Annotated in this window: 22 protein-coding genes; 12 read left to right on the top strand and 10 right to left on the bottom strand. The window is 58.6% G+C overall.

Annotated elements, in window-relative coordinates; translation table 11 throughout:
• Positions 1–382: 382 nt before the first annotated feature.
• The gene (gene yihA, locus F8N12_RS14970; protein WP_150581125.1) at positions 383–1,027 is read right to left on the bottom strand and encodes a ribosome biogenesis GTP-binding protein YihA/YsxC; all 645 of its coding nucleotides are present in this window, start codon (positions 1,025–1,027) and stop codon (positions 383–385) included.
• A 191-nt stretch (positions 1,028–1,218) separates the two neighbouring features.
• Here yihA and F8N12_RS14965 point away from each other — a divergent pair, with 191 nt between their 5' ends.
• From F8N12_RS14965 to F8N12_RS14935, 7 genes are all read left to right on the top strand, one after another.
• Positions 1,219–1,509, top strand: coding sequence for a c-type cytochrome (locus F8N12_RS14965; RefSeq protein ID WP_150581124.1), 291 nt, complete (start codon positions 1,219–1,221; stop codon positions 1,507–1,509).
• Between the two features lie 46 nt (positions 1,510–1,555).
• Positions 1,556–2,167 (top strand): c-type cytochrome, encoded by a 612-nt coding sequence (locus tag F8N12_RS14960; RefSeq protein ID WP_150581123.1) that lies wholly within the window; start codon positions 1,556–1,558, stop codon positions 2,165–2,167.
• A gap of 201 nt (positions 2,168–2,368) precedes the next feature.
• Positions 2,369–3,010 (top strand): thiol:disulfide interchange protein DsbA/DsbL, encoded by a 642-nt coding sequence (locus tag F8N12_RS14955; RefSeq protein ID WP_150581122.1) that lies wholly within the window; start codon positions 2,369–2,371, stop codon positions 3,008–3,010.
• A 14-nt stretch (positions 3,011–3,024) separates the two neighbouring features.
• A complete protein-coding gene (locus F8N12_RS14950) occupies positions 3,025–3,903 on the top strand; it encodes an endonuclease/exonuclease/phosphatase family protein (RefSeq protein WP_150581121.1) in 879 nt (292 codons plus the stop codon).
• A complete protein-coding gene (locus F8N12_RS14945; RefSeq protein WP_150581120.1) occupies positions 3,900–5,933 on the top strand; it encodes a GGDEF domain-containing protein in 2,034 nt (677 codons plus the stop codon). Before F8N12_RS14950 ends, F8N12_RS14945 begins: the two co-directional genes overlap by 4 nt.
• A 102-nt stretch (positions 5,934–6,035) precedes the next feature.
• Positions 6,036–6,818, top strand: a complete 783-nt coding sequence (locus F8N12_RS14940) for an N-acetylmuramoyl-L-alanine amidase (protein WP_150581119.1) — start codon at positions 6,036–6,038, stop codon at positions 6,816–6,818.
• A gap of 75 nt (positions 6,819–6,893) precedes the next feature.
• Entirely contained in the window at positions 6,894–8,507 is a 1,614-nt protein-coding gene (locus tag F8N12_RS14935) for an EAL domain-containing protein (protein ID WP_150581118.1), read from the top strand.
• 6 nt (positions 8,508–8,513) lie between these two features.
• Here F8N12_RS14935 and F8N12_RS14930 read toward each other — a convergent pair whose 3' ends face one another.
• The gene (locus tag F8N12_RS14930) at positions 8,514–10,304 is read right to left on the bottom strand and encodes an ATP-binding protein (protein ID WP_150581117.1); all 1,791 of its coding nucleotides are present in this window, start codon (positions 10,302–10,304) and stop codon (positions 8,514–8,516) included.
• A gap of 10 nt (positions 10,305–10,314) precedes the next feature.
• On the bottom strand, positions 10,315–11,661 hold the full coding sequence (gene algB, locus F8N12_RS14925; protein ID WP_150581116.1) for a sigma-54-dependent response regulator transcription factor AlgB: 1,347 nt from the start codon (positions 11,659–11,661) through the stop codon (positions 10,315–10,317).
• 437 nt (positions 11,662–12,098) lie between these two features.
• On the opposite strand from algB, the gene F8N12_RS14915 reads away from it, so the two are divergent.
• The 5 genes from F8N12_RS14915 (at position 12,099) to F8N12_RS14895 (ending at position 16,559) form a co-directional block, all read left to right on the top strand.
• Positions 12,099–12,386 (top strand): hypothetical protein, encoded by a 288-nt coding sequence (locus F8N12_RS14915; protein WP_150581114.1) that lies wholly within the window; start codon positions 12,099–12,101, stop codon positions 12,384–12,386.
• Positions 12,387–12,467: 81 nt separating this feature from the next.
• Positions 12,468–12,632 (top strand): DUF1328 domain-containing protein, encoded by a 165-nt coding sequence (locus F8N12_RS14910; RefSeq protein WP_003380232.1) that lies wholly within the window; start codon positions 12,468–12,470, stop codon positions 12,630–12,632.
• 2 nt (positions 12,633–12,634) lie between these two features.
• Positions 12,635–13,099: an inhibitor of vertebrate lysozyme family protein gene (locus tag F8N12_RS14905; protein ID WP_150581113.1), complete on the top strand. Its 465-nt coding sequence runs from the start codon at positions 12,635–12,637 to the stop codon at positions 13,097–13,099.
• Between the two features lie 701 nt (positions 13,100–13,800).
• Positions 13,801–15,132 (top strand): glutamate/aspartate:proton symporter GltP, encoded by a 1,332-nt coding sequence (gene gltP, locus F8N12_RS14900; RefSeq protein WP_150581112.1) that lies wholly within the window; start codon positions 13,801–13,803, stop codon positions 15,130–15,132.
• 197 nt (positions 15,133–15,329) lie between these two features.
• Positions 15,330–16,559, top strand: coding sequence for a nucleoside recognition domain-containing protein (locus F8N12_RS14895; RefSeq protein WP_150581111.1), 1,230 nt, complete (start codon positions 15,330–15,332; stop codon positions 16,557–16,559).
• 116 nt (positions 16,560–16,675) lie between these two features.
• On the opposite strand, the gene F8N12_RS14890 is transcribed toward F8N12_RS14895, so the two are convergent.
• The 7 genes from F8N12_RS14890 to F8N12_RS14860 form a co-directional block, all read right to left on the bottom strand.
• A complete protein-coding gene (locus F8N12_RS14890; protein WP_150581110.1) occupies positions 16,676–17,314 on the bottom strand; it encodes an ABC-type transport auxiliary lipoprotein family protein in 639 nt (212 codons plus the stop codon).
• Positions 17,311–18,249, bottom strand: coding sequence for an MlaD family protein (locus F8N12_RS14885; RefSeq protein WP_150581109.1), 939 nt, complete (start codon positions 18,247–18,249; stop codon positions 17,311–17,313). Before F8N12_RS14885 ends, F8N12_RS14890 begins: the two co-directional genes overlap by 4 nt.
• Before the next feature lies 1 nt (position 18,250).
• Positions 18,251–19,054, bottom strand: coding sequence for an ABC transporter ATP-binding protein (locus tag F8N12_RS14880; protein ID WP_150581108.1), 804 nt, complete (start codon positions 19,052–19,054; stop codon positions 18,251–18,253).
• On the bottom strand, positions 19,051–20,199 hold the full coding sequence (locus tag F8N12_RS14875; RefSeq protein WP_150581107.1) for an ABC transporter permease: 1,149 nt from the start codon (positions 20,197–20,199) through the stop codon (positions 19,051–19,053). The genes F8N12_RS14880 and F8N12_RS14875 overlap by 4 nt, the downstream gene beginning before the upstream one ends.
• A gap of 42 nt (positions 20,200–20,241) precedes the next feature.
• Positions 20,242–21,282, bottom strand: a complete 1,041-nt coding sequence (locus F8N12_RS14870; protein WP_150581106.1) for a DUF5924 family protein — start codon at positions 21,280–21,282, stop codon at positions 20,242–20,244.
• 208 nt (positions 21,283–21,490) lie between these two features.
• On the bottom strand, positions 21,491–22,879 hold the full coding sequence (locus F8N12_RS14865; RefSeq protein ID WP_150581105.1) for a M16 family metallopeptidase: 1,389 nt from the start codon (positions 22,877–22,879) through the stop codon (positions 21,491–21,493).
• A gap of 175 nt (positions 22,880–23,054) precedes the next feature.
• Positions 23,055–24,713: a Na/Pi cotransporter family protein gene (locus F8N12_RS14860; protein WP_150581104.1), complete on the bottom strand. Its 1,659-nt coding sequence runs from the start codon at positions 24,711–24,713 to the stop codon at positions 23,055–23,057.
• Between the last annotated feature and the right edge of the window lie 52 nt (positions 24,714–24,765).

The raw sequence follows: 24,765 nt of genomic DNA, 5'->3' as shown, positions 1-24,765 counted from the left end.
AGGGATCTGTGGCGAGGGGACTTGTCCCCGTTGGACTGCGCAGCAGTCCCTTTTTGGGGATCGCTGCGCAATCCAACGGAAACAACTCGCAACAATCAGGTGCAAAGATGAGCAAATCAGGTGGCCACACGGGCAAGCTATGCCGCGAGAGAGACTGGCATATTCAAAATATCGAACCGGTTTATTTCAAATGGTTTCTGATCGCCCGGAACTAAACCTGTGAACGCTCACTCAGAGTAACTGAATGGCTGGTGAAGCCGTTCAATGCTCCTATGTTGTGTTAAGTGTTGGCAGATATCCGGACCCCGCCCTAGCGGTCCGGAGCTTGGACCCCGAACTTCCCCCTCCCCATAAGAAGTCCGGGGTTTTTTTTGCCTGCAGTTTATTGCCCGACAGGCTCCGCGCCCTTATCCGCCAGTTCCATCCAGCCCGCCAGTACAGTGTAGGCGTCTTCCAGGCCCAGTCGTTTGGGTGCCGAGAACAGCTGAATGCTGATCGCATCGCCCCAACCCTTGCGGATCTCTGCCTGGACTTTGAGCAACACGTTCTTCGCCGCGCCGTAGGTCAGCTTGTCGGCTTTGGTCAGCAGAATGTGCATTGGCATGCCGCTGGCGACTGCCCAATCGAGCATCAACAGATCGAAATCGGTCATTGGATGACGGATGTCCATCATCAGGATCAACCCTTTCAGACTCTCGCGACCACCCAGATAAGCTTCCAGGTGACGCTGCCAGTGCAGCTTCAGCGGAATGGGCACTTTCGCATAACCGTAACCCGGCAGGTCGACCAGACGACGATCATCGTCTAGCTTGAAGAAGTTCAACAGTTGCGTGCGACCCGGGGTTTTCGAGGTCCGCGCCAGGCTGGCGTGCGTCAGGGTGTTCAAAGCGCTGGATTTACCGGCGTTGGAACGGCCGGCAAAGGCCACTTCGAAGCCTTCATCGTCAGGGCATTGATCGACTTTGGCGGCACTGAGCATGAAGGTGGACTGTTGGCACAGGCCGAGGATGGGATTCTTGAGTTGCATGGGATTTCCGATGTGGGCGGCGCCAGGAATGGACGCGGCAAGCGGTGTCGTTTCCGTTTCAGTGACGCCAGTATATAATGCCGCAGATTTTGTGTGCGCTTTGTCCCAGCGTAGGATGAAGTTCACGAGAGCGATTGACCCTGATTGCGCATTAGAACGCAGAACGCTCTCAACCCTGAAAAGGTCGTTTTATGACGAAATGGCTGCTAGCTGCCGGTATCTTGATGCCGCTTTACAGCGCTCAGGCTACACAGGATCCGGAAGCTGTGTACAACCGTGTTTGTGGTGCGTGTCATTCCGGCCAACTACCCTTGGCGCCCAGAAAAGGCGATCAGGCAGCCTGGACGCCGAGGCTGGCGAAAGGTATGGAGACGCTGGTGCAACACGTTACCCAGGGTTTCAAGGCGATGCCGCCGCGTGGTTTGTGCATGGACTGCAGTGCCGAGGATTACCGAGCCATCATCCAGTGGATGAGCGAGTGATCCCGGCCCATAACTCTTTAACCCTTAGCCGTAGTTGGATTAGCTGATGAACAAATTGATCGTGAGTCTGCTGTTGACCGTGGGGATCTCGGGCGTAGCCCATGCTGCAGGTGATGCGACTGCTGGTCAGGCGAAAGCCGCAGTATGTGGCGCCTGTCATGGCCCGGATGGCAACAGCATGGCGCCTAACTTTCCGAAACTGGCAGGCCAGGGCGAGCGTTATCTGAACAAGCAGTTGCATGACATCAAATCCGGCAAACGTGTCGTACTTGAAATGACCGGCCTGCTGACCAACCTGAGCGATCAGGACCTGGCTGATATATCTGCCTACTTCGCCAGCCAGAAAGGCAGCGTGGGCGCCGCCGACCCGAAACTCGTGGCTCGCGGTGAAGCATTGTTCCGTGGCGGCGACCTGGCCAAGGGCCTGCCAGCCTGCACCGGCTGCCACTCGCCAGACGGCAAAGGCAACGCACCCGCCGGTTTCCCACACCTGGGCGGCCAGCATGCTCAATACATCGCCAAACAACTGACTGACTTCCGCAAGGAAGAAGGCGGCCGCAATAACGACGGCGACACCAAAACCATGCAGACTATTGCCAAGCGACTGAGCGACGAAGATATCGCCGCAGTGTCCAGCTACATTCAGGGCCTGCACTGAGTCAGTGCGGATTGAGCGTCGCCAGGGGCGTACATCTCCTGCAACGTTAACGCTCTATTAATCCGTCGCAGCAAGTATAAAAAGGGTGGCTGCGGCTGCCCTTTTTTATGGCCGCTACCGTTACACTACAGCACTCGAGCCCGCCATGATCTGTCTGAAAACAGGTCGCGCGAGGTGACCCCATTTGTCCAGGAGTAAAGCATGCGTAATCTGATCATCAGCGCCGCTCTGGCCGCTGCCAGCCTGTTCGGCATGTCCGTCCAGGCTGCCGAAGCACCCGCCGCACCTTATGTCGAACTGGCCAATCCGGTTCAGGTAGCAGTGCCCGGCAAGATCGAAGTCGTGGAGCTGTTCTGGTATGGCTGCCCGCATTGCTACAAATTTGAGCCAGTGATCAATCCTTGGGTTGAGAAATTGCCCTCCGACGTCAATTTCAAACGTATTCCAGCCATGTTCGGCGGCCCATGGGATGCACACGGGCAAATGTTCCTGACTCTTGAATCAATGGGCGTCGAGCATAAAGTTCATGCTGCGGTCTTCAAGGCTATCCAGGAAGAACACAAGAAGCTGGTAACGCCGGAAGAGATGGCCGAGTTCCTGGCTACCCAAGGTGTCGACAAGGACAAATTCCTCGCCACGTTCAACTCCTTCGCCATCAAGGGGCAAGTGAATCAGGCCAAAGAGCTGGCCAAGAAATATGAAATCACCGGCGTACCTACCATGGTCGTCAACGGCAAATACCGCTTTGACATCGGCTCCGCCGGTGGCGCTGAACAAGCTCTGCAACTGGCCGACAAACTGGTCGACCAGGAGCGAGCGGCAACCAAGGCTGCTGCCAACTAAGCGCGGCGACTGCCATGCGCCGCTGGAGAAATGAACGCGTCGTTGGCCTGCATGATCCGCGGGTCAACGAGCATCATCTGGAATCGACGGGCCTGCCCGCAGACAGCCGTCTGCGTTTGCTCAGTTTCAACATCCAGGTCGGCATCAGCACAGAGCGCTATCGGCACTACCTGACCCGGGGTTGGCAGCACTTGTTGCCGCACATCGGGCGTGCCGACAATCTGCAAAAGATCGGCAACCTGCTAGGCGACTTCGATCTGGTCGCCTTGCAGGAAGCTGATGGCGGCAGCCTGCGCTCGGGCTATGTCAATCAGGTCGAGCACCTGGCTCAACTGGGCGCCTTCCCTTACTGGTATCAACAACTCAACCGCAATCTCGGAAGACTCGGCCAGCACAGCAATGGTGTCCTGAGCCGCCTGCGCCCGTGGGCGATCGAAGATCATCCGCTGCCGGGGCCGAAAGGTCGCGGGGCCATTCTGGTCAGGTTCGGCGAAGGCCCGGAAGCGCTGGTGGTGGTCATGATGCACCTTGCACTTGGGCCACGTACCCGCAGCATGCAGTTGGCGTATATCCGTGAGCTGATAGGCGGCTACAAGCATCAGGTGTTGATGGGCGACATGAACACCCACGCCAGTGACCTGCTGCAGAATTCGCCGTTGCGCGATCTCGGCCTGATCGCACCGCAACTGGAAGCTACCTTCCCGAGCTGGCGTCCGCAGCGCTGCCTGGATCATATTTTGTTGAGTCCGACCCTGACCCTTGAAAAGGTCCAGGTGCTGGCACATCCCATTTCCGATCACCTGCCGGTCGCGGTAGAGATTCGTCTGCCGGGTTCGCTCACGGCCGATGCATTGCCCGCGCTGAGTCCTGCCCATCGCGGAACCCTTGAATGAGCGACGAAGCACAGCGCTGGAAAGAGAAATACCTCAAAAGCATTGAGCAACAGGAAAAGCTAGAGCGGCGCTGGGAGGCGCGGCTCGACTTGCTGCGTCGCGGGCTGGTGCGCAGCACTCTCGCCGCAGAAGGTACAGACCGCGCGGTTGATCAATGCATGAAGGAAATGCGCGACGTTATCCGTACCAATGACATGGATGCCGGCTTGGCGGCCCTGCTCCCGCGCCTGGAAAAAGCCGTACTCGACTCTGAACAACGCCGAGAAACCCGTGTCAGCCAGACCAGTGCCGCGCTGTCTGCGCTGGTGACGCAATTGCAGACGTTGCCGCTGCCCCGCGAAGTGAGCCGGCCCCTGAAGAGTTTCGCCAAGCAGCTGGATGACCGCGTCAGCCACGCCCGCGAAATTCCGCTGCTACTCAGTGAACTGAGCGGGTTGCAGGGCAAAGCGTTAAGTCAGACAGAGTCCCGCGCCGAGCCTGAGCGTCCGGGTTTGCTGCAGCGCTTGTTTGGCAGTCGTGAAGCGCAAGACACAGTGCAGCAAGCCACCGTCGCCGACACCTTTGCGTCCAGGCCTATGCCGATTGAAGCGATCGTCCAGCCGGCTCCAGAGGCAACGCCGGCGATTGCAGAGTCCACCAACGCGCCACTGGCGCGACCAATTGCGCCGACCGTTACCACCGCCAGCCACTTTGAAACCGATGTCCCCGCGCCCGCAGAAATCGTCGAGCTCCCCACAGTCGAAGCGCTGCAACCGGCACCGATTGCACCGCCTCAGCGCCAGCCCGAGATAACCCTGGCAGAACAAGCGGACATCGTCCCTTCCCCACGCGTCCAGCCGAGCGACAATACTGACGAATGGGCGGCGGCGTTGTTGCTGGACCGTTTGCCCTTGCCGCCCGCCATGGCGCAGGCATTGGCGGCCATCGATCCGGAACAAGCGGAACTCGACATTCTCTACGCCCTGCCGGATTCTCCCGAACCCTCCTACAGCTCGGTCGCCAGGCATATTGAAGATACATTGTTGGGCCTGCTCGACGACTTGTCCTTGCCGGAGCGGCATCAGCCACAAGCCGAGGCCATGCGCGAGCGTTTGCAGAACGGGCTGAACTGGTACGAACTGCTGCCGATTCTGGATGATCTGGCCACCCTGATGCTGGCCATTACCGACAGCGGCCAGCATGAATTCGAAACCTATCTGCAACAGCTCAACGAACGCCTGGAAGCCTTCCAGAGCAATCTGCGAGCCGCCAGCGACGGGCATGCGGACAGCCGCTCTGCGGCGCGCGAGATGGACACGCAGATTCGTGAACAGGTCGACGGTTTGCACTGCAGTATGCAGGAAGCTGCCGACCTGGAAGGCCTCAAGCATGTGCTGGAAAATCATCTGGAAGGTTTGCTCGGAACGATGGACCAGCACCGCCAGCAGCGCGATGAGCGTGAGCAGGAAGTGGCGGCCCGCTTGCAAGGGCTTGCCGAACGCGTGGCCCACATGGAGCAGGAAGCCATGGGTTACCGCGAGCACCTGGAAGAACAGCGCCAGAAAGCCTTGATCGACCCGTTGACCGGGCTGCCCAACCGCGCCGCCTGGGGCGAGCGGCTCGAGCGGGAAATCAATCAATGGCAGCAACACGGCAACACCCTGCTGTTGGCCATAATCGACCTCGACCACTTCAAACGTATCAATGACAGCTATGGCCATCTGGCCGGTGACAAGGTGCTGAAGATCATCGCCGGCGTGTTACGCAATCGCTTGCGCGGTACTGACTTCATCGCCCGTTTTGGTGGAGAAGAGTTTGTTCTGTTATTGCCGGATACCACTCCAGCCACGGGCCTCAAGCTTCTTGAACATCTGCGCGCCTCCATTGAGGCCTGCCCGTTTCACTTCAAGGGCGAGCCGGTCACCATCACCCTTTCAATCGGCTTCACCGCGTTCAGATCGGGAGAACACAGTGATCTCGTGCTCAAAAGAGCCGATCAGGCGCTGTATCGCGCCAAACACGCCGGGCGCAACCGCATGGAATCGGGTTAAGAGAAAATGTTCCGTTTCATTTAAATTGAAGCGCCGTCCATCCTCAGGCAAGGCGGTACGTTACACTGTTGCATTAATGTCATTTACGTGTTGCCTTCTGCCATGAAATTTTTTGCTCTCATCACGTCGCTGATTCTGCTGGCCGGTTGCAGCAGTGGCCCGAAATTCGACACCAGTCACGCTTCCGTCAATTACGACAGTCGCATCCAGTTTGTGGTGGTGCACTACACCTCCGCCTCGCTGGAACGCTCACTGCAACTGTTGACCCACGGCGAAGTCAGCAGCCATTACCTGATCGGCGACGACAACGACGCTACGATCTACCGGCTGATGGATGAAGGCGTGCGCGCCTGGCATGCCGGTGAAAGCGAGTGGCAAGGCCGAACATGGTTGAACTCCAGCTCGATCGGCATCGAGATCGTCAACCCCGGCTTTACTGAAAATCCTGACGGAAGCCGCCTCTGGTACCCCTACAGCGAGGCGCAAATTCAATCGTTGATCGTCCTGCTCAAAGACATCAGCAAACGATACGCCATCAGTGCCCGCAGCATCATCGGCCATAGCGACATTGCGCCGTTGCGCAAACTCGATCCCGGCCCCCTGTTCCCCTGGAAACGTTTGGCCGCCGAAGGTCTTGGCGTGTGGCCGAACGAACAGGCTGTGGCACGAAAGCAACAACAGTTCAACACCCTACTGCCAAGTATCGGCTGGTTTCAGGGGCAACTGTCCCGCCTGGGCTATTCGACGCCACAAACCGGGGAACTGGATGTAGCGACACGTCATGTACTTTCAGCGTTTCAAATGCACTTTCGACCTGCGCGATTCGACGGTATGCCGGATGCACAGACAGCCGCGCTGTTAGCGGTTCTAAACCAGACAAAATAATGACGGCCGCCCGACGGTCAAGGCGTTTTCTCAATCAACAGCTATAACTCATTGGTAATTCTTCGGATTCCCTAGATGACTGTAGCTCGAGAGACGTTACGCAGCTGGTTCTATCGCCCGTGGTTTTTGGCGATGCTGGCTGCCGCCTTGAGTGCGACGCTGCTGATGGCGCTCAGTCTTTTCGTCGCCATGCGCCAAGTGGAGCTGAATGAAAGTCAGGAAATGAACGCCCAGGGTGAGCGCTTTCTGGCAAGACTCGAGCAATTGTTCGGCCAGCTACGCGAGAGCCTGGATGATCTCGAGGCGCAACCGCTGCGAGGTTGCGACGACGACATGATCGCGACATTGCAGCAGGTCACCTTCAATTACCGTTTCGTCTATGAAGCCGCCTACATGGATGCTTCGCGCATCTGTTCAAACCGCCCGCGCCGGGAAGGATTGGCGCTTATTCGCGCACCGGATATTCAGGGTCCCACCTACAGCTATTGGCTGAATACCACCACGGAACCCGATGAAAATCGCGCAGCGCTCATGCTCGGGCGCGGCAACTTTCGCGTGGCAACCTCTCGGGGGCATCTGACCGACATGGTCGACCTGTCTCCGGGAAGCAGCTTGCTGGTAGTGCTCGACCATGGCTCCCGGGCGATTCCGGTGCTGGGCACTGCACAACGATGGCCACCCACTGCACCGTGGCCGCCGAGCAGTCGTGATGCGCTGCAAGTTACCGAAAGCCGACTGATATACCGCATGCCGACCAACAACCCGGAATACCAACTGGTGCTGATCACGCCGCGGACCGGTATTCATGTACCTGCGGTCTGGTGGTGGCTGTTGCCTGGGAGCCTGGCGTTAGGCGGCTTAATGGGCTTTCTGGTGTTCTTGCTTGTACGCCAGCGCCAGTCACTCGATGCCGAGCTGGCAGGCGCAATCCGCCGCGGGGAATTGCAGGTGCTCTATCAACCGATCTTCGACCTCGACAGCCGTAACTGCGTTGGCGCCGAAGCCCTGCTGCGCTGGCGCCGACCAGATGGCACGTTGACTAGCCCCGACCTGTTCATCCCGATGGCAGAGAACACCGGGCAGATCCGTCAGATGACTGATTTCGTTCTGCAGCGCCTGCTGGAACAGCTGGGACATTTGTTGCGGGCCAATCCTCAACTGTACATTTCGGTCAACCTGGCCGCGTGCGACGTCATGGTGCCGCGGATCGGCCAAGTGATGGCGCGATTGTTGACACTGCATCGGGTTGCCGCGCGGCAGATCGCTTTCGAGGTTACCGAGCGAGGCCTGGTGGATGTGGTAGTGGCCAGGGAAAATTTGCAGGCTTTACGCGATGTCGGGCATCAGGTGCTGATAGATGATTTTGGCACCGGTTACTGCAGCCTCGCTTACTTGCAGACATTGCCGGTGGACTGTCTGAAAATAGACAAGGCTTTCATTGATGCACTGGGGCACGACGCCGCCAGTAGCGGCGTGGCGCCACATATCATCCACATGGCCCAGGCGCTGCAACTCAAGGTGATTGCCGAAGGCATCGAGCATGAGGCGCAAGCCGCTTTTCTCAGCAGCGAGGGGGTTAAATTTGGGCAGGGATGGTTATTCGCCCACGCCTTGAGTGCCGTGCAATTCATTGAACTGATTACCCGGGGTCGACGTATGGCCGGGCGGCGAATTAATGACGAAGCGTAAAAGGCCTCAAACCGCCAAGGCCATGTAGAACTGCGTCCCCTGCCCCGGCCGCGAATAAACGCCCATTCGCCCGCCATGCAGTTGCACAATTTCCTTGCACAGTGCCAGACCAAGTCCGGCCCCACCCTTTTTGCGGCCTACCTGCACGAACGGCTCGAAGATGCGCCCCTGCTGGCCGTACGCAATGCCCTCGCCATTGTCTTCGACGCTGATGATCACCCGCTCACCATGACGTCGGGCCTGAAGGCGAATCTGGCCGTCCGTGCCAGTATGGCGAAGCGCGTTATCGATCAGGTTGTCGAGAACCCGGTCCAGTTGCGGTTGATCAGCCTGAAGCCAAGGCAAAGGCCCCTGCACTTCCACTAACAGATCAATGCCCTGCTCGCCGGCGACATCGGCAAAACGAACGCGTGCCTGCTCAAGCAACTCGTCGATGGAACATGGCGCCAGCGTGAGTTTTTGCAAACCGTTCTGGTAGCGGGAAAAATTCAGCAGATCGTTAATCAGCTGCATCAGCCGCTGCATTTCTTCGTTGACGGTATCGAGCAGATCGGCTTCCCGTGAATCGGCAGCAAAATGCGCACGCTCGCGGAACAGGCCGAATGCCATGTGCATGCCCGTCACCGGGGTACGCAGTTCATGAGACGCGCGCAGGACAAACTCACTGCGCACCCGCTCGAATGCACGTTGCTCGGTGACGTCATGCAACACCATCACGGCGCCGAGGATATGGCCCTGTGTATGGCTGACCGGGGTCAGGCTGTAAGTCAGCAAGCGAGATTCGCCGTCTACTTCGATACTGAGGTCATCCGGTGCGCGCTCCAAAGTGCCACCGCGCAGCACCATCTGCAGCTGCGCGTCGAGTTCCGGACGTTCAAGTGCCGAACCGAGTCCCTGACCCAGACGGTCGGTGTCCCAGCCCAGCTGCCGCTGCGCTACCGGGTTGAGGTGTTCGAGACGGCCCTCGCGGTCAATCATCAATAAACCATCATCGATGCTGTCGAGCACTGCTTGCAGACGCTGTTGCCCAGCGAGCAATTCATCAATGTTGGTTGCCTGATGCTGACGTAATGCTTCGGCCATGATTCCAAATCGCTGGGTCAGCTGATTCATTTCCTCTGCGGAAGAAACAGGCAGGGTCACCTCAAAATTACCTTGGCCGATATCGTCTGCCGCCTGGACCAGCGCCTCGATGGGCGCACCAAAACGCCGCGCGATCCCATGGGCGGTGATGAAACCGATAATCAGCACCGCCAGTCCGACCAGCCCTAGTGTTCCGGCAATCAATAGTGCCCGCTCACGGGCCTGGCGCTGGGTGTCGTTGATGTTATCCAGCGCGTCCTTGTGCTCCATGATCAGGCCGTTGCGCAAGACGTTGAATTTTTCGGTGAGGTCCTGATTGCCGCTGAGTACATGCGCCGGATCGCGCGAGAAATCCAGCGCCTGGAGAAAACTTTGGTAGTCAGTTTTGGCTTGGACAAAACCGTAGTTACCCCGATTCCGGCCCTGTTCATGGGCAATGCCCTGATCAAGCAACTGAAAGTACTGCTGTCGGGATGCGTCAAACGCAGCCATGTCGGGATTGTCGCGCAGCATCATGATCAACTGATCGCCCAGCGCCTGGCGCAACTTTAGGCCCAGGTCGAGGGTGATGGAATTGTCGCGAATCAGCGCTTCCTGGGTGGCGCTCATCTGCAACACGCTGGCGAGGCCAAGCAGCAGGCCCAGCAACGCTACGGTGATCAGTGCTGAAATACTCAGGAAGAGCCGTGTTCGCAACTTCATCGCCAGTTTCATCCGAGAAGGCTCACAGGTTGTACTGCTTGCGTTTGCGATACAGCGTTGAAGCGTCAATCCCAAGTGTTTTAGCGGCTTGGTCGAGAGTATCCGCCGTAGCCAGTACTGCGCCGATGTGGGCCTTTTCCAACTCATCCAGACTCAATGCAGCACCGATGCGTGGCGCATTGTTGACTGGAGTCTCGGCCATACCCAAATGAGTGATCTCGACCTTTTCCTGTGGGCAGATGATGCTCGCTCGCTCCACCACGTTGCGCAGCTCTCGAATATTGCCGGGCCAGCGATAACCGAGCAGCGCCTCACGCGCCTCCTCGCTGAAACCGCGTGCCGGCCGCGCATACTCTTTCACGAAGCGGGCCAGGAAACGGTCGGCGAGATTGAGGATGTCTTCGCGCCGCTCGCGCAGCGGCGGCAGGTGCAGAGTGATGACGTTCAGGCGATAGAGTAAATCTTCGCGGAAGCGACCATCGCGGACCATGTCTTCCAGATTGAGGTTGGTAGCAGCGAGTATCCGCACATCAGCCCGCCGGGTGACCGGATCGCCGATGCGCTCATATTCCTTGTCCTGGATGAAACGCAGCAACTTTGGCTGCAGCGCGAGGGGAAAGTCGCCGATTTCGTCAAGAAACAATGTGCCGCCATCCGCCTGGTTGACACGCCCCAAGGTACTTTCACTGGCACCGGTAAAAGCGCCGCGGGTGTGACCGAACAGTTCGCTTTCCATCAATTCAGTGGTCAGGGACGGGCAGTTGATGGTTACACAGGACTTTTTCGCACGCTTGCTCCAGCCGTGAATTGCCTGGGACAACTCCCCTTTACCAGTGCCCGACTCACCGAGAATCAAAATGTTGGCGTCCGTACCGGCGACCTGACGCGCCGTTTCCAGCACCACCTTCATGGCGGGGCTGTGGGAATCCAGACCATCCTTGGGTTTGCGTATTTCACCTTCAAGAGCTTCCAGACGCGCCGAAAGTTGCCGCACTTCCAGTTGCTTGGCAGTCGCCAGGCGCAACTGGTCCGGACTGCAAGGCTTGACCAGATAATCAGCAGCACCAGCCTGAATCGCATCCACCGCGGTATCGACCGCCGAGTGAGCGGTAACTATGACCACCCGCATCCAGGGTGCCTGGATGCGCATCTGCGCCAGCACATCAAGACCGTTGTCTTCACCGAGACGCAAATCGAGGAAACAAAGATCGAACACCTGCCGTTGCAACAGCGCCTCAGCCTGGGTCGCACTGTTGGCAGTAGCAACGCTGTAGCCCTCGTCTTCCAGGCAATAACGAAAAGTACGCAGGATGGCGGACTCGTCGTCCACCAGCAGAATGCGGCCTTGATTCTCAGTGGCTGATTCCATCTTTCCTACGCTCCTTAATGAATGATCTTGGTTAGTCCCGGAAAAATCGGGCAAGTTGCATGGTTAATTCTGGTCGATTTCGGCCACCTCGGGATAGCTCTCTCTTCACACTACGGCTAATCCACTGATTTTGTTGTTTTTTTATCGGATAAGCGGCCTGCGGCCTGGCTCTGACGTCCCCTTCTGACATCCGCTACGCATCATCAATTCAAAAATAACGAAAACTCCTACGAATTTATCGTGCATTACGCACGACCGCAAAAGAACCATCGTGCAGGATGCGTCCGACAACATTTTGGTAATTAGCGTAAGCCATTGATTTGCATACATTTTATCGGACGCAGAAAACTGGCATGCAGGCTGCAATGGTCTGTTCATCCAAGGCACTCCAAGCGATGCCTTTTAACAAATTCACCCGATGTGGGAGGAGCTTCAGGATGACTCGCCAACGTGCCGCCCAATTGCGTATCTCGCCACTGCATATCCAACAGGGGCTGTTTGCTGTCCTGGCGCTGCTGATCACCTTGATCGCCGTCCAGCAGTACCAGCACTGGAAGCAGAGCCAGGAACAGGAAGCGCCACGAGTGTCGATGCAACATCCGATGCAATCCCACTTCAGCGCCACCAACGTGACTGCTGCCGACAGCGCTTCGATGCGGATGATGGACGTTGACCAGGCTCAGACGGTCGATGACGTACCGCATCAGGAACGTTGGGTTTTCTAAGTAATCAACCTTGGCGAGCTGCAGGCGCCGGGAACAGCACCACAAGCATTATCTCAAAATAGCAATGTAAGGAGAATCACCATGTTGAGTTGGGCAATTACATTCTTGATCATTGCCATCATCGCTGCAGTGTTGGGCTTTGGTGGTATCGCGGGCACCGCCACGGGTATCGCCAAGATTCTCTTTGTCGTATTCCTGGTGATGTTTGTTGTCTCGTTCTTCTTTGGCCGTCGCGGTCGAGGGTGAAGATGAACGTTTCACTGAAAATGCTGGCAGCCGCCCTGTTGCTGGGCGGCAGTGCCATTGCATCGGCGGCCAATGATGGCCAGGCGCGGGTCAACGAGCTGTTGAATGCCGACCCGCAATACCGCGAAACATGGACGGATGTGGTGAAAAAGGAAGAGCGCCTTCCGGAATGGGTGATGAACCTGACCGGCGACGCTCAGCAAATGAATGCAGTTGAAGAGGATGGCGACAAGTATCTGGTCGGGCCGCTTTGCGAAACTCAAAGCACTTGCCTGAACAAACGCTTGATCGTGGCCTTCAGTTTCGACAAAGAAGATGCTTACGCAATGCTGGTGGAAGTGCCTGCAGGGTTACCTGCCGACAAATCGCCAACGCGACATGCCGACTATCGGTTCCTGGGCGAACCGGACGAAGGTATGCAGAAGCTTCTGATGGAACAGCTGAAAAAAGATCCAAACTGGTACTGATTTCAAAACTTGAAGGAAGCTACGCGGCTTCTTTCAACATGCGCCACCTAATAAGGTCGGTGCACGACCAAGGGGTCGGGACGTTCTGCCTGTTTCAAGGGCGGAGTGACCTACGGGCACATGGAGTGCCTGCGCAAGGGCCGGGTCAGGAAATAGCTGCGTCGCAAGTTCGCCGGGCCTGTGCCCGTCGAACTTGCGAAGGGCTTATGTTGTAAATGCTATACAGGCGACGATCCATTCGGCACCGATGCCTTCTCCTCCTCGCTATTACCCCCCTTGTACTTTTTCCAAAGCCTTCGTACGACCGTATATCGAGAAAATCTTGCTGTTTTCTATAGCAATTTTTTTTTCAGGCCCGGTCGAAGAGCACTCGAATATCGCTGATTTCCATCTCCTATAACTGCCCGAATGGTCCGCATGTGGCCGGTTCACCGTACTCTCGCCTGCCGAAATGTCGTATTCCAATCAGGATGGACGCGACTTTGTAACAAAATGATCATGCCGATTCGGCATAGGGTAATCGTTTACGGCATTAGACGTTGCTTCCTTGCATCGGAATAGTTGCGCCTTTTTTCGCCTGCCAGAGAGCCGTGGAAATGCGGATCTGGGCACCTTATACGCGGCAGCTGCGTTGAATTTTTTCGCCACAAGCGTCCCGGTTCCCGCATCTGCCTGATTCAAACGCAAGTAAGGGTAAAGATATGAAGAAGGCAAAAATCAGCCTCGCCTGGCAGATCCTGATAGGTCTGGTGTTGGGGATTGCAATCGGTGCACTGCTCAACCATTTCAGCGCAGAAAAAGCCTGGTGGATCAGCAACGTCCTGCAACCGGCAGGGGATATCTTCATCCGCTTGATCAAGATGATCGTGATCCCGATCGTGATTTCGTCGTTGATCGTTGGGATCGCCGGCGTTGGTGATGCGAAGAAGCTCGGCAGCATCGGCCTGAAGACCATCCTCTACTTCGAGGTCGTCACCACGATTGCCATCGTGGTCGGTCTGGTTCTGGCCAACGTGTTCCACCCCGGTGCTGGCATCGACATGAGCACCCTCGGAACCGTGGATATTTCCAAGTACCAGGCGACGGCGGCCGAGGTTCAGCATGAACACGCGTTCATCGAAACCATCCTCAACCTGATTCCTTCGAACATCTTCGCCGCCGTTGCCCGTGGCGAGATGCTGCCGATCATCTTCTTCTCGGTGTTGTTCGGCCTCGGTCTGTCGAGCCTCAAGCCGGAATTGCGCGACCCGCTGGTGACGATGTTCCAGGGCGTGTCGGAAAGCATGTTCAAAGTCACCCACATGATCATGAACTATGCCCCGATCGGCGTTTTCGCACTGATCGCCGTGACCGTGGCCAACTTCGGTTTCGCCTCGCTGTTGCCGCTGGCCAAACTGGTGATCCTGGTTTACGTCGCGATCATCTTCTTCGCCTTCGTGGTACTGGGCCTGATTGCGCGCCTGTTCGGGTTCTCGGTGCTCAAGCTGATGCGCATCTTCAAGGATGAGCTGGTACTGGCTTACTCGACCGCCAGTTCCGAAACCGTGCTGCCGCGCGTAATCGAGAAAATGGAAGCGTACGGCGCGCCGAAAGCGATCTGCAGCTTTGTGGTGCCGACCGGCTACTCGTTCAACCTCGATGGGTCGACGCTGTATCAGAGCATTGCGGCCATCTTCATTGCGCAGTTGTATGGCATCGATTTGTCGATCAGCCAGCAATTGCTGCTGGTGCTGACGCTGATGGTCACCTCCAAAGGTATCGCCGGTGTTCCGGGCGTGTCCTTCGTGGTGTTGCTGGCCACACTGGGCAGCGTTGGCATTCCGCTGGAAGGTCTGGCGTTTATCGCTGGTGTCGACCGCATTATGGACATGGCCCGTACCGCACTGAACGTGATCGGCAACGCACTGGCCGTGCTGGTCATCTCCCGCTGGGAAGGCATGTATGACGACGCGAAGGGCGAGCGCTATTGGAACTCCCTGCCGCACTGGCGCAGCAAGGACCCTATGCCGGCAGGTCAGATTTCCAGGAATTGACACCACCCCTTGTAGGAGTGAGCCTGCTCGCGATAGCGGTACACTAGACAACAGAGATGTTGCATGTGCTGCCTCATCGCGAGCAGGCTCACTCCTACAAGCGAACGAGTCGAACATGCAAACCCCGGAGAAATCCGGGGTTTGTCGTTTGTGGCGACCCCGTTATCATTCGCCGCATTCTTCGGGGGATTCAACTGATGCTCAATGGCCTGTGGCTTGGCTTCTTCATCGTGGCAGCCGTGTCGGCGCTGGCGCAGTGGCTGATTGGCGGCAATGCCGGGATCTTCGCGGCGATGGTGGAAAGCATCTTCGCCATGGCCAAGCTGTCGGTCGAGGTCATGATCCTGCTGTTCGGCACCTTGACGCTGTGGCTGGGCTTCCTGCGCATTGCCGAAAAGGCCGGGATTGTCGAATGGCTGGCCAAGGCGCTGGGGCCGCTGTTCTTGCGGCTGATGCCCGAAGTCCCGGCCGGTCACCCGGCCATCGGCCTGATCACGCTCAACTTCGCCGCCAACGGCTTGGGCCTGGACAACGCCGCCACGCCGATCGGCCTGAAGGCCATGAAAGCGCTGCAGGAACTCAACCCCAGCGCCACGATCGCCAGCAACGCGCAGATTTTGTTTCTGGTGCTCAACGCGTCGTCGCTGACGCTGTTGCCGGTGACGATCTTCATGTACCGCGCCCAGCAAGGCGCGCCGGACCCGACGCTGGTGTTCCTGCCGATCCTGCTCGCCACCAGTTGCTCGACGCTGGTCGGGTTGCTCTCGGTGGCGTTCATGCAACGCCTGCGCCTGTGGGACCCTGTGGTGCTTGCGTACCTGATACCCGGAGCCCTCGCACTCGGCGCGTTCATGGCCTTGCTGGCGACGCTCTCGGCAACCGCGCTGGCGGGCTTGTCATCGATCCTCGGCAACCTGACCCTGTTCGGCCTGATCATGATGTTTTTGATCGTCGGCGCGTTACGCAAAGTGAAAGTCTATGAAGCGTTCGTCGAAGGCGCGAAAGAAGGCTTCGATGTGGCGAAAAATCTGCTGCCGTACCTGGTGGCGATGCTCTGTGCGGTTGGCGTGCTGCGCGCATCCGGCGCTCTGGACTTCGGCCTCGACGGGATTCGGCATCTGGTGGAATGGGCCGGTTGGGACACCCGTTTCGTCGACGCGCTACCGACGGCCATGGTCAAACCGTTCTCCGGCAGCGCTGCCCGGGCGATGCTGATCGAAACCATGCAGACTTCCGGCGTGGACAGCTTCCCGGCACTGGTGGCGGCGACGGTGCAGGGCAGTACCGAAACGACCTTCTATGTGCTGGCGGTGTATTTCGGCGCGGTGGGCATTCAGCGGGCGCGGCATGCCGTGGGGTGTGCGTTGCTGGCGGAACTGGCCGGGGTGATTGGGGCTATCGGCGTTTGCTACTGGTTCTTTGGTTGACCGAAAACCTCGTAGCAGCTGGCGAAGCCTGCGTACGGCGGCGAAGCAGCCGTCAGCCGTCAGCCGTTATCCGGAATCTGTACGGTATGGTTTGCGTACGCAGGCTTCGCCAGCTGCTACAGGGGCTCTGCGGCGTTCCTGACGGGCGGGGCGATCTTCTGGCCTTGCTCTACAGCCCAGCTCACCACTTGCGCGGTCAAGCGGTCGCTGGCCTGACCAAATCCGACGACTACCGCAGGCACTTTTACATCGCCCAGCTGCTGTCTCACTTCAAAGCGGCGACTGGCCAGAATGCGCTGGTCGTAACTGCGCACCAGCAAAGCGTCAAGGCGCACCACGACAACCGCCGTGCTGCCCTGATATTCGGTCTGGAACGCCTGCAAATTACCGCCCAACTCCAGATCCGCCTGGAAATTGCTGTCGTCAGTGCTCAACAATGACACCCGACCATCACGCTGAAACCCATCGAGCAGACGATTGCGCAGCAGCACCGGTGCCGGATCGCTCCAGCGCGAGGCGGCGTAGCTGCTGATCAGATCACCCTGCGGAATCACTGCTATTTTCGGGCTGTTGAGCACCTCGCTGGCCTGCAGTTTGTTCAAACGCAACGACCAGCGCTGTGCCATGCCGTTGCTCACCGCAGCGCTCTGCGCCGACGGCAAGCGATACACATCCGATGGCGTCGACTCGGGCAGGATTGAGCAGGCACCGCTCAGCGCAACAGCAGCGAGGAGGGCAGCGAGGCGCAGGTTCATGGCGTGAATTCCTTGTTCTTGTCATTGCCCAGCAGATATCCGCCGGGGTTGGCTTCCAGTCGCTGGGAAATCGCCCGCAACGATGCCAGCGTCTCGCGCAGCTCGCGAATGGCCGGGCCCAGCCCGTTGAGGCCCTGCATGCCGCTGTTGAGTGAATCCTTGTTGGTCGTCAGCAGTGTATTGATCGTCGCGCTGCTGTGCTCCAGCGATTTCATCGCCTGCTCGGCACTGCCGAACATTTGCTTGCCTTGATCATTGAGCAAACCGTTGGCGTTACGCATCAACGCCGCCGTCTGCTCGAGCGTGGCTGACGCCTGTTTGCCGACGGCGCCCAGTTGCTGCATGGCCTGGCGGATGTCGCCGCGTTGATCGGCGATGGTCCCGGTGGTTTGTTCCAGGTGCTCGAGGGTCCTGCTGATGCGCTCGATATTTTGCTCGGAGAACATCAGGTTGGCGTTGTTCATCAAGCTGCTCACGCCCCCTATCAAATCATTGCTCTCATTGAGCAATCGGGCGATGGGCGAGGGCGACGCAATGATGGTCGGCAAGTTGCCGTCCTTGGCTTCCAGTGCCGGGCTCTGCGGCGTGCCACCGCTGAGCTGGATAATCGAGGTGCCGGTGATGCCGGTGAGTGCCAGTTTCGCCTGGGTGTCCTGCTTGATCGGCGTGTCGCCGCCAAGGCGGATTCGCGCCAGCACCCGACGCGGGTCTTTCGGGTCCAGGCGCAAGGTCACCACATCGCCCACCTTGATCCCGCTGTACTGCACCGCGCTGCCCTGGGACAGACCGCTGACCGCTTCGTTGAAGACGACTTCGTAATCCTTGAACTGGGTGTCGACGCTGGACTTGGCCAGCCATAAACCGAAGAGCAGGGCGCCGGCCACCACGAACACGGTGAACAGACCAATCAGAACATGATGGGCTCGGGTTTCCATGTCAGACCTCGTTGAGCTGTTGGGCGGCCGTAAGCGCCGCGCGGCCGCGAGGGCCATGGAAGTATTCGTGAATCCATTGATCGTCGGTTTCCGAGACCACATCGATGGCGTCCGCCACCAGCACTTTTTTCTGCGCCAGCACCGCCACACGGTCGGTGATGGTGTACAGCGTGTCGAGGTCGTGAGTAACCAGAAACACGCTCAGGCCCAACGCATCGCGCAGGGTCAGGATCAGTTGATCGAACGCCGCCGCGCCAATCGGATCGAGGCCAGCGGTAGGTTCATCAAGAAACAGGATATCCGGATCGAGTGCCAAGGCCCGGGCCAGCGCAGCGCGCTTGATCATGCCGCCGGATAACGATGCTGGGTATTTATCGGCCGCCGACAGCGGCAGCCCCGCCAGGGCCAGTTTCACCGCCGCCAGATGCTCGGCATCCTCGCGGCTGAGGCCTGCGTGTTCGATCAAGGGCAGGGCGACGTTCTCGGTGACCGTCAGCGAAGAGAACAGCGCGCCTTTCTGGAACAGCACGCCAAAACGCCGTTCGACCAGTGAGCGTTCGTGCTCGGAGAGCGTCGGCAGGTTTTTGCCCAAGACCCTGACCACGCCTTCGCTCGGCTGGCGCAAGCCGACGATGCTGCGCAGCAATACCGATTTGCCGCTGCCGGAGCCGCCAACCACCGCAAGGATCTCGCCTTTGTACAAGTCCAGGTCAAGGTTCTCGTGCACGCTCTGGCTGCCGAAACGGTTGCACAGCCCACGCACTTCGATCACCGCCTCGCAGGGCGCCCGGGATTGACGACTCACCAGCCCATCTCCATGAAAAACAGCGCGGCAATGGCGTCCAGGATGATCACCACAAAAATAGACTGCACCACACTCGACGTGGTGTGTGCGCCAACAGACTCGGCGCTGCCGCTGACTTTAAAGCCTTCCAGGCAACCGATCGCGGCGATCAGAAAAGCAAAAATCGGTGCTTTGACCATGCCCACCAGAAAATGCTGAACGCCGATGTCCGATTGCAGCAGCGAGAGGAACATCGCCGGCGAGATATCCAGCGACACCGCGCACACCACGCCACCGCCAATGATCCCCGAGAGCATCGCCAGAAAGGTCAGCATCGGCAGCGCCACCAGCAACGCCAACACACGCGGCACTACCAGCAGCTCCATCGGATCGAGGCCGAGGGTGCGGATGGCGTCGATTTCTTCATTGGCTTTCATCGAGCCAATCTGCGCGGTGAACGCACTGGCAGTACGCCCGGCCATGAGGATGGCGGTGAGCAGCACGGCGAACTCGCGCAGGAAGGAAAACGCTACCAGGTCCACGGTGAAAATCGTCGCACCGAAACCGGCCAGCACCGTCGCACCGAGAAACGCCACCACAGCACCCACCAGAAAAGTGAGGAGGGCGACGATGGGTGCGGCGTCGAGGCCGGTCTGCTCAATGTGCGCGACCATGGGCGTCAGGCGCCAGCGCTTTGGACGAAACAAGCCGCGGGCGATGGTTTCCATGATCAGGCCAACGAAACCCAGCAGTTGCAGGGTGTCTAGCCATACTGCATCGACTGCGCGGCCAATACGCGTCAACAGTTGGATGCCGACATTTATTTCCGGCTCTTTGATCGGTACGCAAAAGTCAGTCATCGAGCAATACACGGTCTGCAGCAGGGCACGATCGGCGGCCGACAAGGTGCAATCCGGATGCTCGGCGGATTTGCCGAGGCGTTCGGAGCCGAGCAACTCCACCAGCAGCGATGCGCCGGCGGTATCGAGCGCGCCGAGCCCATTGAGGTCGATGGGGGTGGTGTCGCTGTATTGGCCGCGGAGCTTTTCGCTCAGGCTTTTCAGATCGGCGTAATGGACGAGCGTCCAGTCACCCGTAATACGCAATTGCGCGGGTGTGTGCGTGGTCTCCAGTCGGGCATCGCCGGCCAATGGGGTGCTGATCATAAAATCCGTGCTTGCGTGGCTGTTGCGCAGGGTTAGGTAATATCACGAACCGTCCGACTTTTCTTTGACCGGTGTGCTGTCCTTGATCTGAAAGCGCAGCACGCCGATCAGTTGGCCATCCTCAGTCAGCACCCGCACTTGCCACTTGCCCGCCGGGTTGCCGGGGAAATTGCGCTTATGGGTCCAGGCGCGGTAGCCCTCTTTGCGCCCGCCGTGGATATCCAGCGGAATGCGGTCGACCTCTTTGCCGTTGAATTGCCAGACGTGGTAGATCCGCTCATCGAGGCCACGCGGGGCGTTGATCGCCGTATAGGCGTACAGGCCGTCGCCGCGAATCTGTTCGGCGCTGACCTCGTCCAGACTTTTGCCGGGCGTGCGGTCCTGCATTTGGGTGCTGATCGCCACGTCGGTCATCCACAAAGTCGCCGGCGGCACCCACGAACGCAAGACCCAACCGACGCCGCCAATGCCTACCGTGATGCACAGAATCGCCAGGGCATTACGCAGCGTGCGAATCGGAAAGATCGACGCAAGGCTGGGAAATGACAGCAGCACGGAGATGCCTAATGCCAGTTTGAAACTCTGTGAAGTAGTCAGGTGCAGGATGACCGGCAGCGCAGTGAGCAGGGCAGCAAACAGGGTCAGGGTGTGCAACGCCAGAAACGCCCAACGCCTCGGTGCGAGCCATTTATAGTAGATCGGATCGATGATGGAAATCAGTGCCGCAAGGCAGAGGATGCCGGTGAAGAACAACTGTCCGCTGTTCCAAGTGGTGGTGATGAAGAAGAATGGCAGGACGAAAAACAGGCTTTCCTGGTGAATCATCTGCGTGCCGTAACGCAGTAATGGCTGAGGAATTTCCCTTTTGAAAATTTTTGCGAACAGCCGGGTCAGGCTGTTTTCCAGCATCAGCCAGATCCAGCTGATCAGCATGATGACGGCGATCCAGGACGCCAGTCCTTGTTGGCGGTCGACCAGCATGAAACTGCCGACCCCGGAAATGAATCCGCCGAGCGCAATGACGCCTGGGTAGCGCTTCATCAACTCCAGAATGCGCTGTAGGTACACGTTCATTGTCTGCATTCGGCGATTCACAAATAGTCGTAGGGAAAATCCTCGCCAGAGTACCGCCCGATGGGGCGCAGTGGCGAGAATCGCGTTTATGTAGCAGCTGCCGAAGGCTGCGTCCGAGGACAAAGTCCTCGCCAACCAGCCCCCTATAATCTGCCTGACGTAACGAGGTGTCCGGGTTTACGACAGCTTCGCCCTCGGTCGCAGCCTTCGGCAGCTGCTACAGGGATGGCCGCGCTCGTCGATGCACCCGCCAACCCAACAACACCAGCACGATCAGCGCCAGGCTGCCTGCAACCGCCCAGACAAGCTGATCATCACTCATCAGCGGCCTCTCGACTCGCAGATAACCAGGCTGCATAAGCAGTTCGCGCATGGCCTTGTTGGCCTCGGCCAGCGTCACGCCTTTGAGCTCTCTGGCGGGATCGGCGAAACGACCGTCCTGATAATTTCCCAAAGCGCTCCAATAGTAATCGGCCAGCGCGCTGTTGCCTTGAACCGCCCAGGCCTGACGGGCGATGGCAGCCTGCTTAAGGCGGTCGAACGTTTCGGCATTCAAACCGTCCTTGAGCAACCCGGCCTTCAATTGCTCCAGCACCTGCTCGGCCTGGGGCACATCATCGCGCTCCAGGTCAGCGTTCAGGCTCAAGAAGCCCACCCCGCCGAATACTTCGCGCTCAGCCGACGGTCCGTAGGACAAACCATGGGCCAGACGCAGCTGTCGATAGAGCGCCCAATCCAGATAATCCTTGAGCAAATCGAAGGTTTGATCGTGCTGATTCTCCAATACCGGTTCCGGCACCAGCCAATGCAGCTTGGCTCCGCTGCCGACCAGGCCACGGCTTAACGTGCGCTCGTGCGCTGCACCGGCATTGATCTCCGACAGCGGCGGATGATCAGTCGGATCTACCGGTTCAAGTGCACCCCAGGCCCGTTCCAGATAAGCCGGCAGCAGACGCTCCAAATCTCCGACAATAATCAGGGTCATGTTGTTGGGTGCATACCAGGCTGCGCGCACCTTTTCCAGTTGCTCGCGGGTCAGGTGATCAACTTCCGCGCGCTCGGGGCATTTCAGTCCAAGCTCAATTGCCAGTTGATTGCTCGCCGTGTGCCCAAGGTCCTGGCGATCGAGCCACCGTTGCAGGTGCGTGTAGTGACCACCGTCCTCACGCTCGACCACTTGCTTGGCGGCGTTGACGGCGTTGTCATCGAAGCGTGTCTGAGTCAGCAGGGCGAGTAGAAGGTCGAGGACTTTGCGCTGGTTTTTTGCCGGCGCCTCTATCACGAAGGTGGTGTCGGCGTTGCTGGTGAAGGCGTTCCATTCCCCGCCCAGCGCCTGCATGCGTTCCTCAAGACCGCCTTCGCCTGTGGCGTCTATGCCGCTGAATAGCAGATGTTCAAGCAGATGCGGCAGCTCTTTTTCGTCGCAGCCGAAGTCATCAATGCCGACGCCGACCACCAGGCGTATCGCCACATGCCCGCGTTCCGTGCCGGGTTTGAGCAGCAGTTGCAAACCGTTAGGCAGCGTGTAGCCCTCGACCTGAAAACGATCCAGGGCGAGGGCGGGAAATGAGCCGAGTAACAGACAGGCGAGCAGCAGGCAACGCATAACGAGCTTCCATACGACTGATTGGAGATCCGTGTCGCTTTCCGGGCAGCCATCGCGAGCAGGCTCGCTCCCACAGTTGATGTGCGTTTCACCTTGGATCCACTATGGGAGCCAGCCTGCTGGCGATGATCTTGAACCGGAACCAAAGTTACTGACTGACCCCGCCGCCAGTCGTTCAAGGTGAATGCGTGATGTCGGCCAAATCATCCACAACCAGCGCCCCTGTATCGGATGATTCCAGCACCACATAGGCGCTACTGCAGAACAGTGAGTTGAGGCGTTTCATGTCGGCGATCAGCTCCAGGTGCAGCGAACTGGTCTCGATACTTTGCACGATCTTGCGTTGCAGGCGGCTGACATGCGCGTGGGCGAGACGGCGTTCCTGCGCGCGAAACCGGCGCTTCTCGCGCAACAACTGCCGGGCGCTTTCCTTGTCGGCGCTGAGAAATACCGACAAGCCCAGCCGCAAGTTGGCAATCAATTGGCTGTGCAGACCCGCCAACTCTTCCAGTCCGACGTCGGAAAACGACCGTCGTTGCGAGGTTTTTTGCTGCTGCACCTTGCGCAGCATGCGTTCGATCAGGTCGCCGGCGAGTTTGAGGTTGATCGCCAATTCGATAGTTTCCGCCCAGCGTCGGCTGTCGTGATCGCTGAGGTCTTCCCTGGGCATTTGCGCCAGATACAGCTTGATCGCGCTGTAAAGTGATTCGACATCATCGGTCAGACGGCGCATTTCCTGGGTCACGGCCGTCTGTTTGCCGCTCAACACATCGAGCATGGCTTCGAGCATGTTATCGATCAAGTCGCCGATGCGTAACGTCTCCCGGGCCGCGTTGGCCAGCGCCAGGCTTGGGGTGACCAGCGCCGTCGGGTCGAGATGGCGGGGTTTGGCGGTGCCATTGGTGTCTGGCCGCTGCGGCAGCAACCAGGCGCACAGCCTGGCCATCGGTCCGACGCTGGGCAGCAGTATCAGGCACCGCGCGGTGTTATAGAGCAGGTGAAAACCGATGACCATTTCCTGCGGACTGTAGTCCAGGCTGTCGATCCAGTGCACCAGCGGGTCGAGCACCGGAATGATCAATAACAGGCCGATCAGTTTGTACAACAGACTGCCCAGCGCAACCTGGCGCCCGGCGGCATTTTGCATACTGGTGCTCATGAACGCCAGAATGCCGCTGCCGATGTTGGCGCCGATCACCAGGCCGATTGCCACCGGCAAACTGATCACGGCCGCACCGGCCAGCGTTGCGGTCAGCAGGACGGCGGCGAGGCTGGAGTAGGAAATCATCGCGAACAGGGCGCCGACCAGGGCGTCGAGCAGAATGTCGCCGGTCAGCGAAGCGAAAATCACTTTCACGCCTTGGGCCTGAGTGATCGGCGCCGCCGCTTCAACGATCAACTGCAGCGCGAGGATTATCAGGCCTAGACCAATACTCACGCGGCCCATTTGGCCAAGACGGGTCTGCTTGCGCGACAGGAAAAAAATCACCCCGAGGAAGATCAGCAGCGGCGACAACCACGATAGATCAAGGGTCAGCACCCGCGCCATCAGGGCGGTACCCACGTCGGCCCCCAGCATGGTCGCGAGCGCTGGCGTCAGTGCCATCAGACCTTGGCCGACGAAGGAGGTGACGAGCATGGCGGTCGCGTTGCTGCTCTGCACCATCGCAGTCACGATGATCCCGGCGAGGAACGCCAATCCGCGTTTGGACATGTTCTGGCCAATTACATGGCGCAGATTGGAACCGTAAACCCGCAGGATGCCGGTTCGGACGATGTGCGTGCCCCAGATCAGCAGAGCCACGGCAGATAACAGATTGAGCAGGGTGAGCATAAGGGCCCCCTGGGGTGGTAGCGTCCCAAAAGGACAAGTTGACGGTGCCGCG

Source organism: Pseudomonas fluorescens, from assembly GCF_902497625.1.
Classification (GTDB): Bacteria; Pseudomonadota; Gammaproteobacteria; order Pseudomonadales; family Pseudomonadaceae; genus Aquipseudomonas; species Aquipseudomonas fluorescens_BQ.
This window is presented reverse-complemented; position numbering and strand designations above follow the sequence as displayed.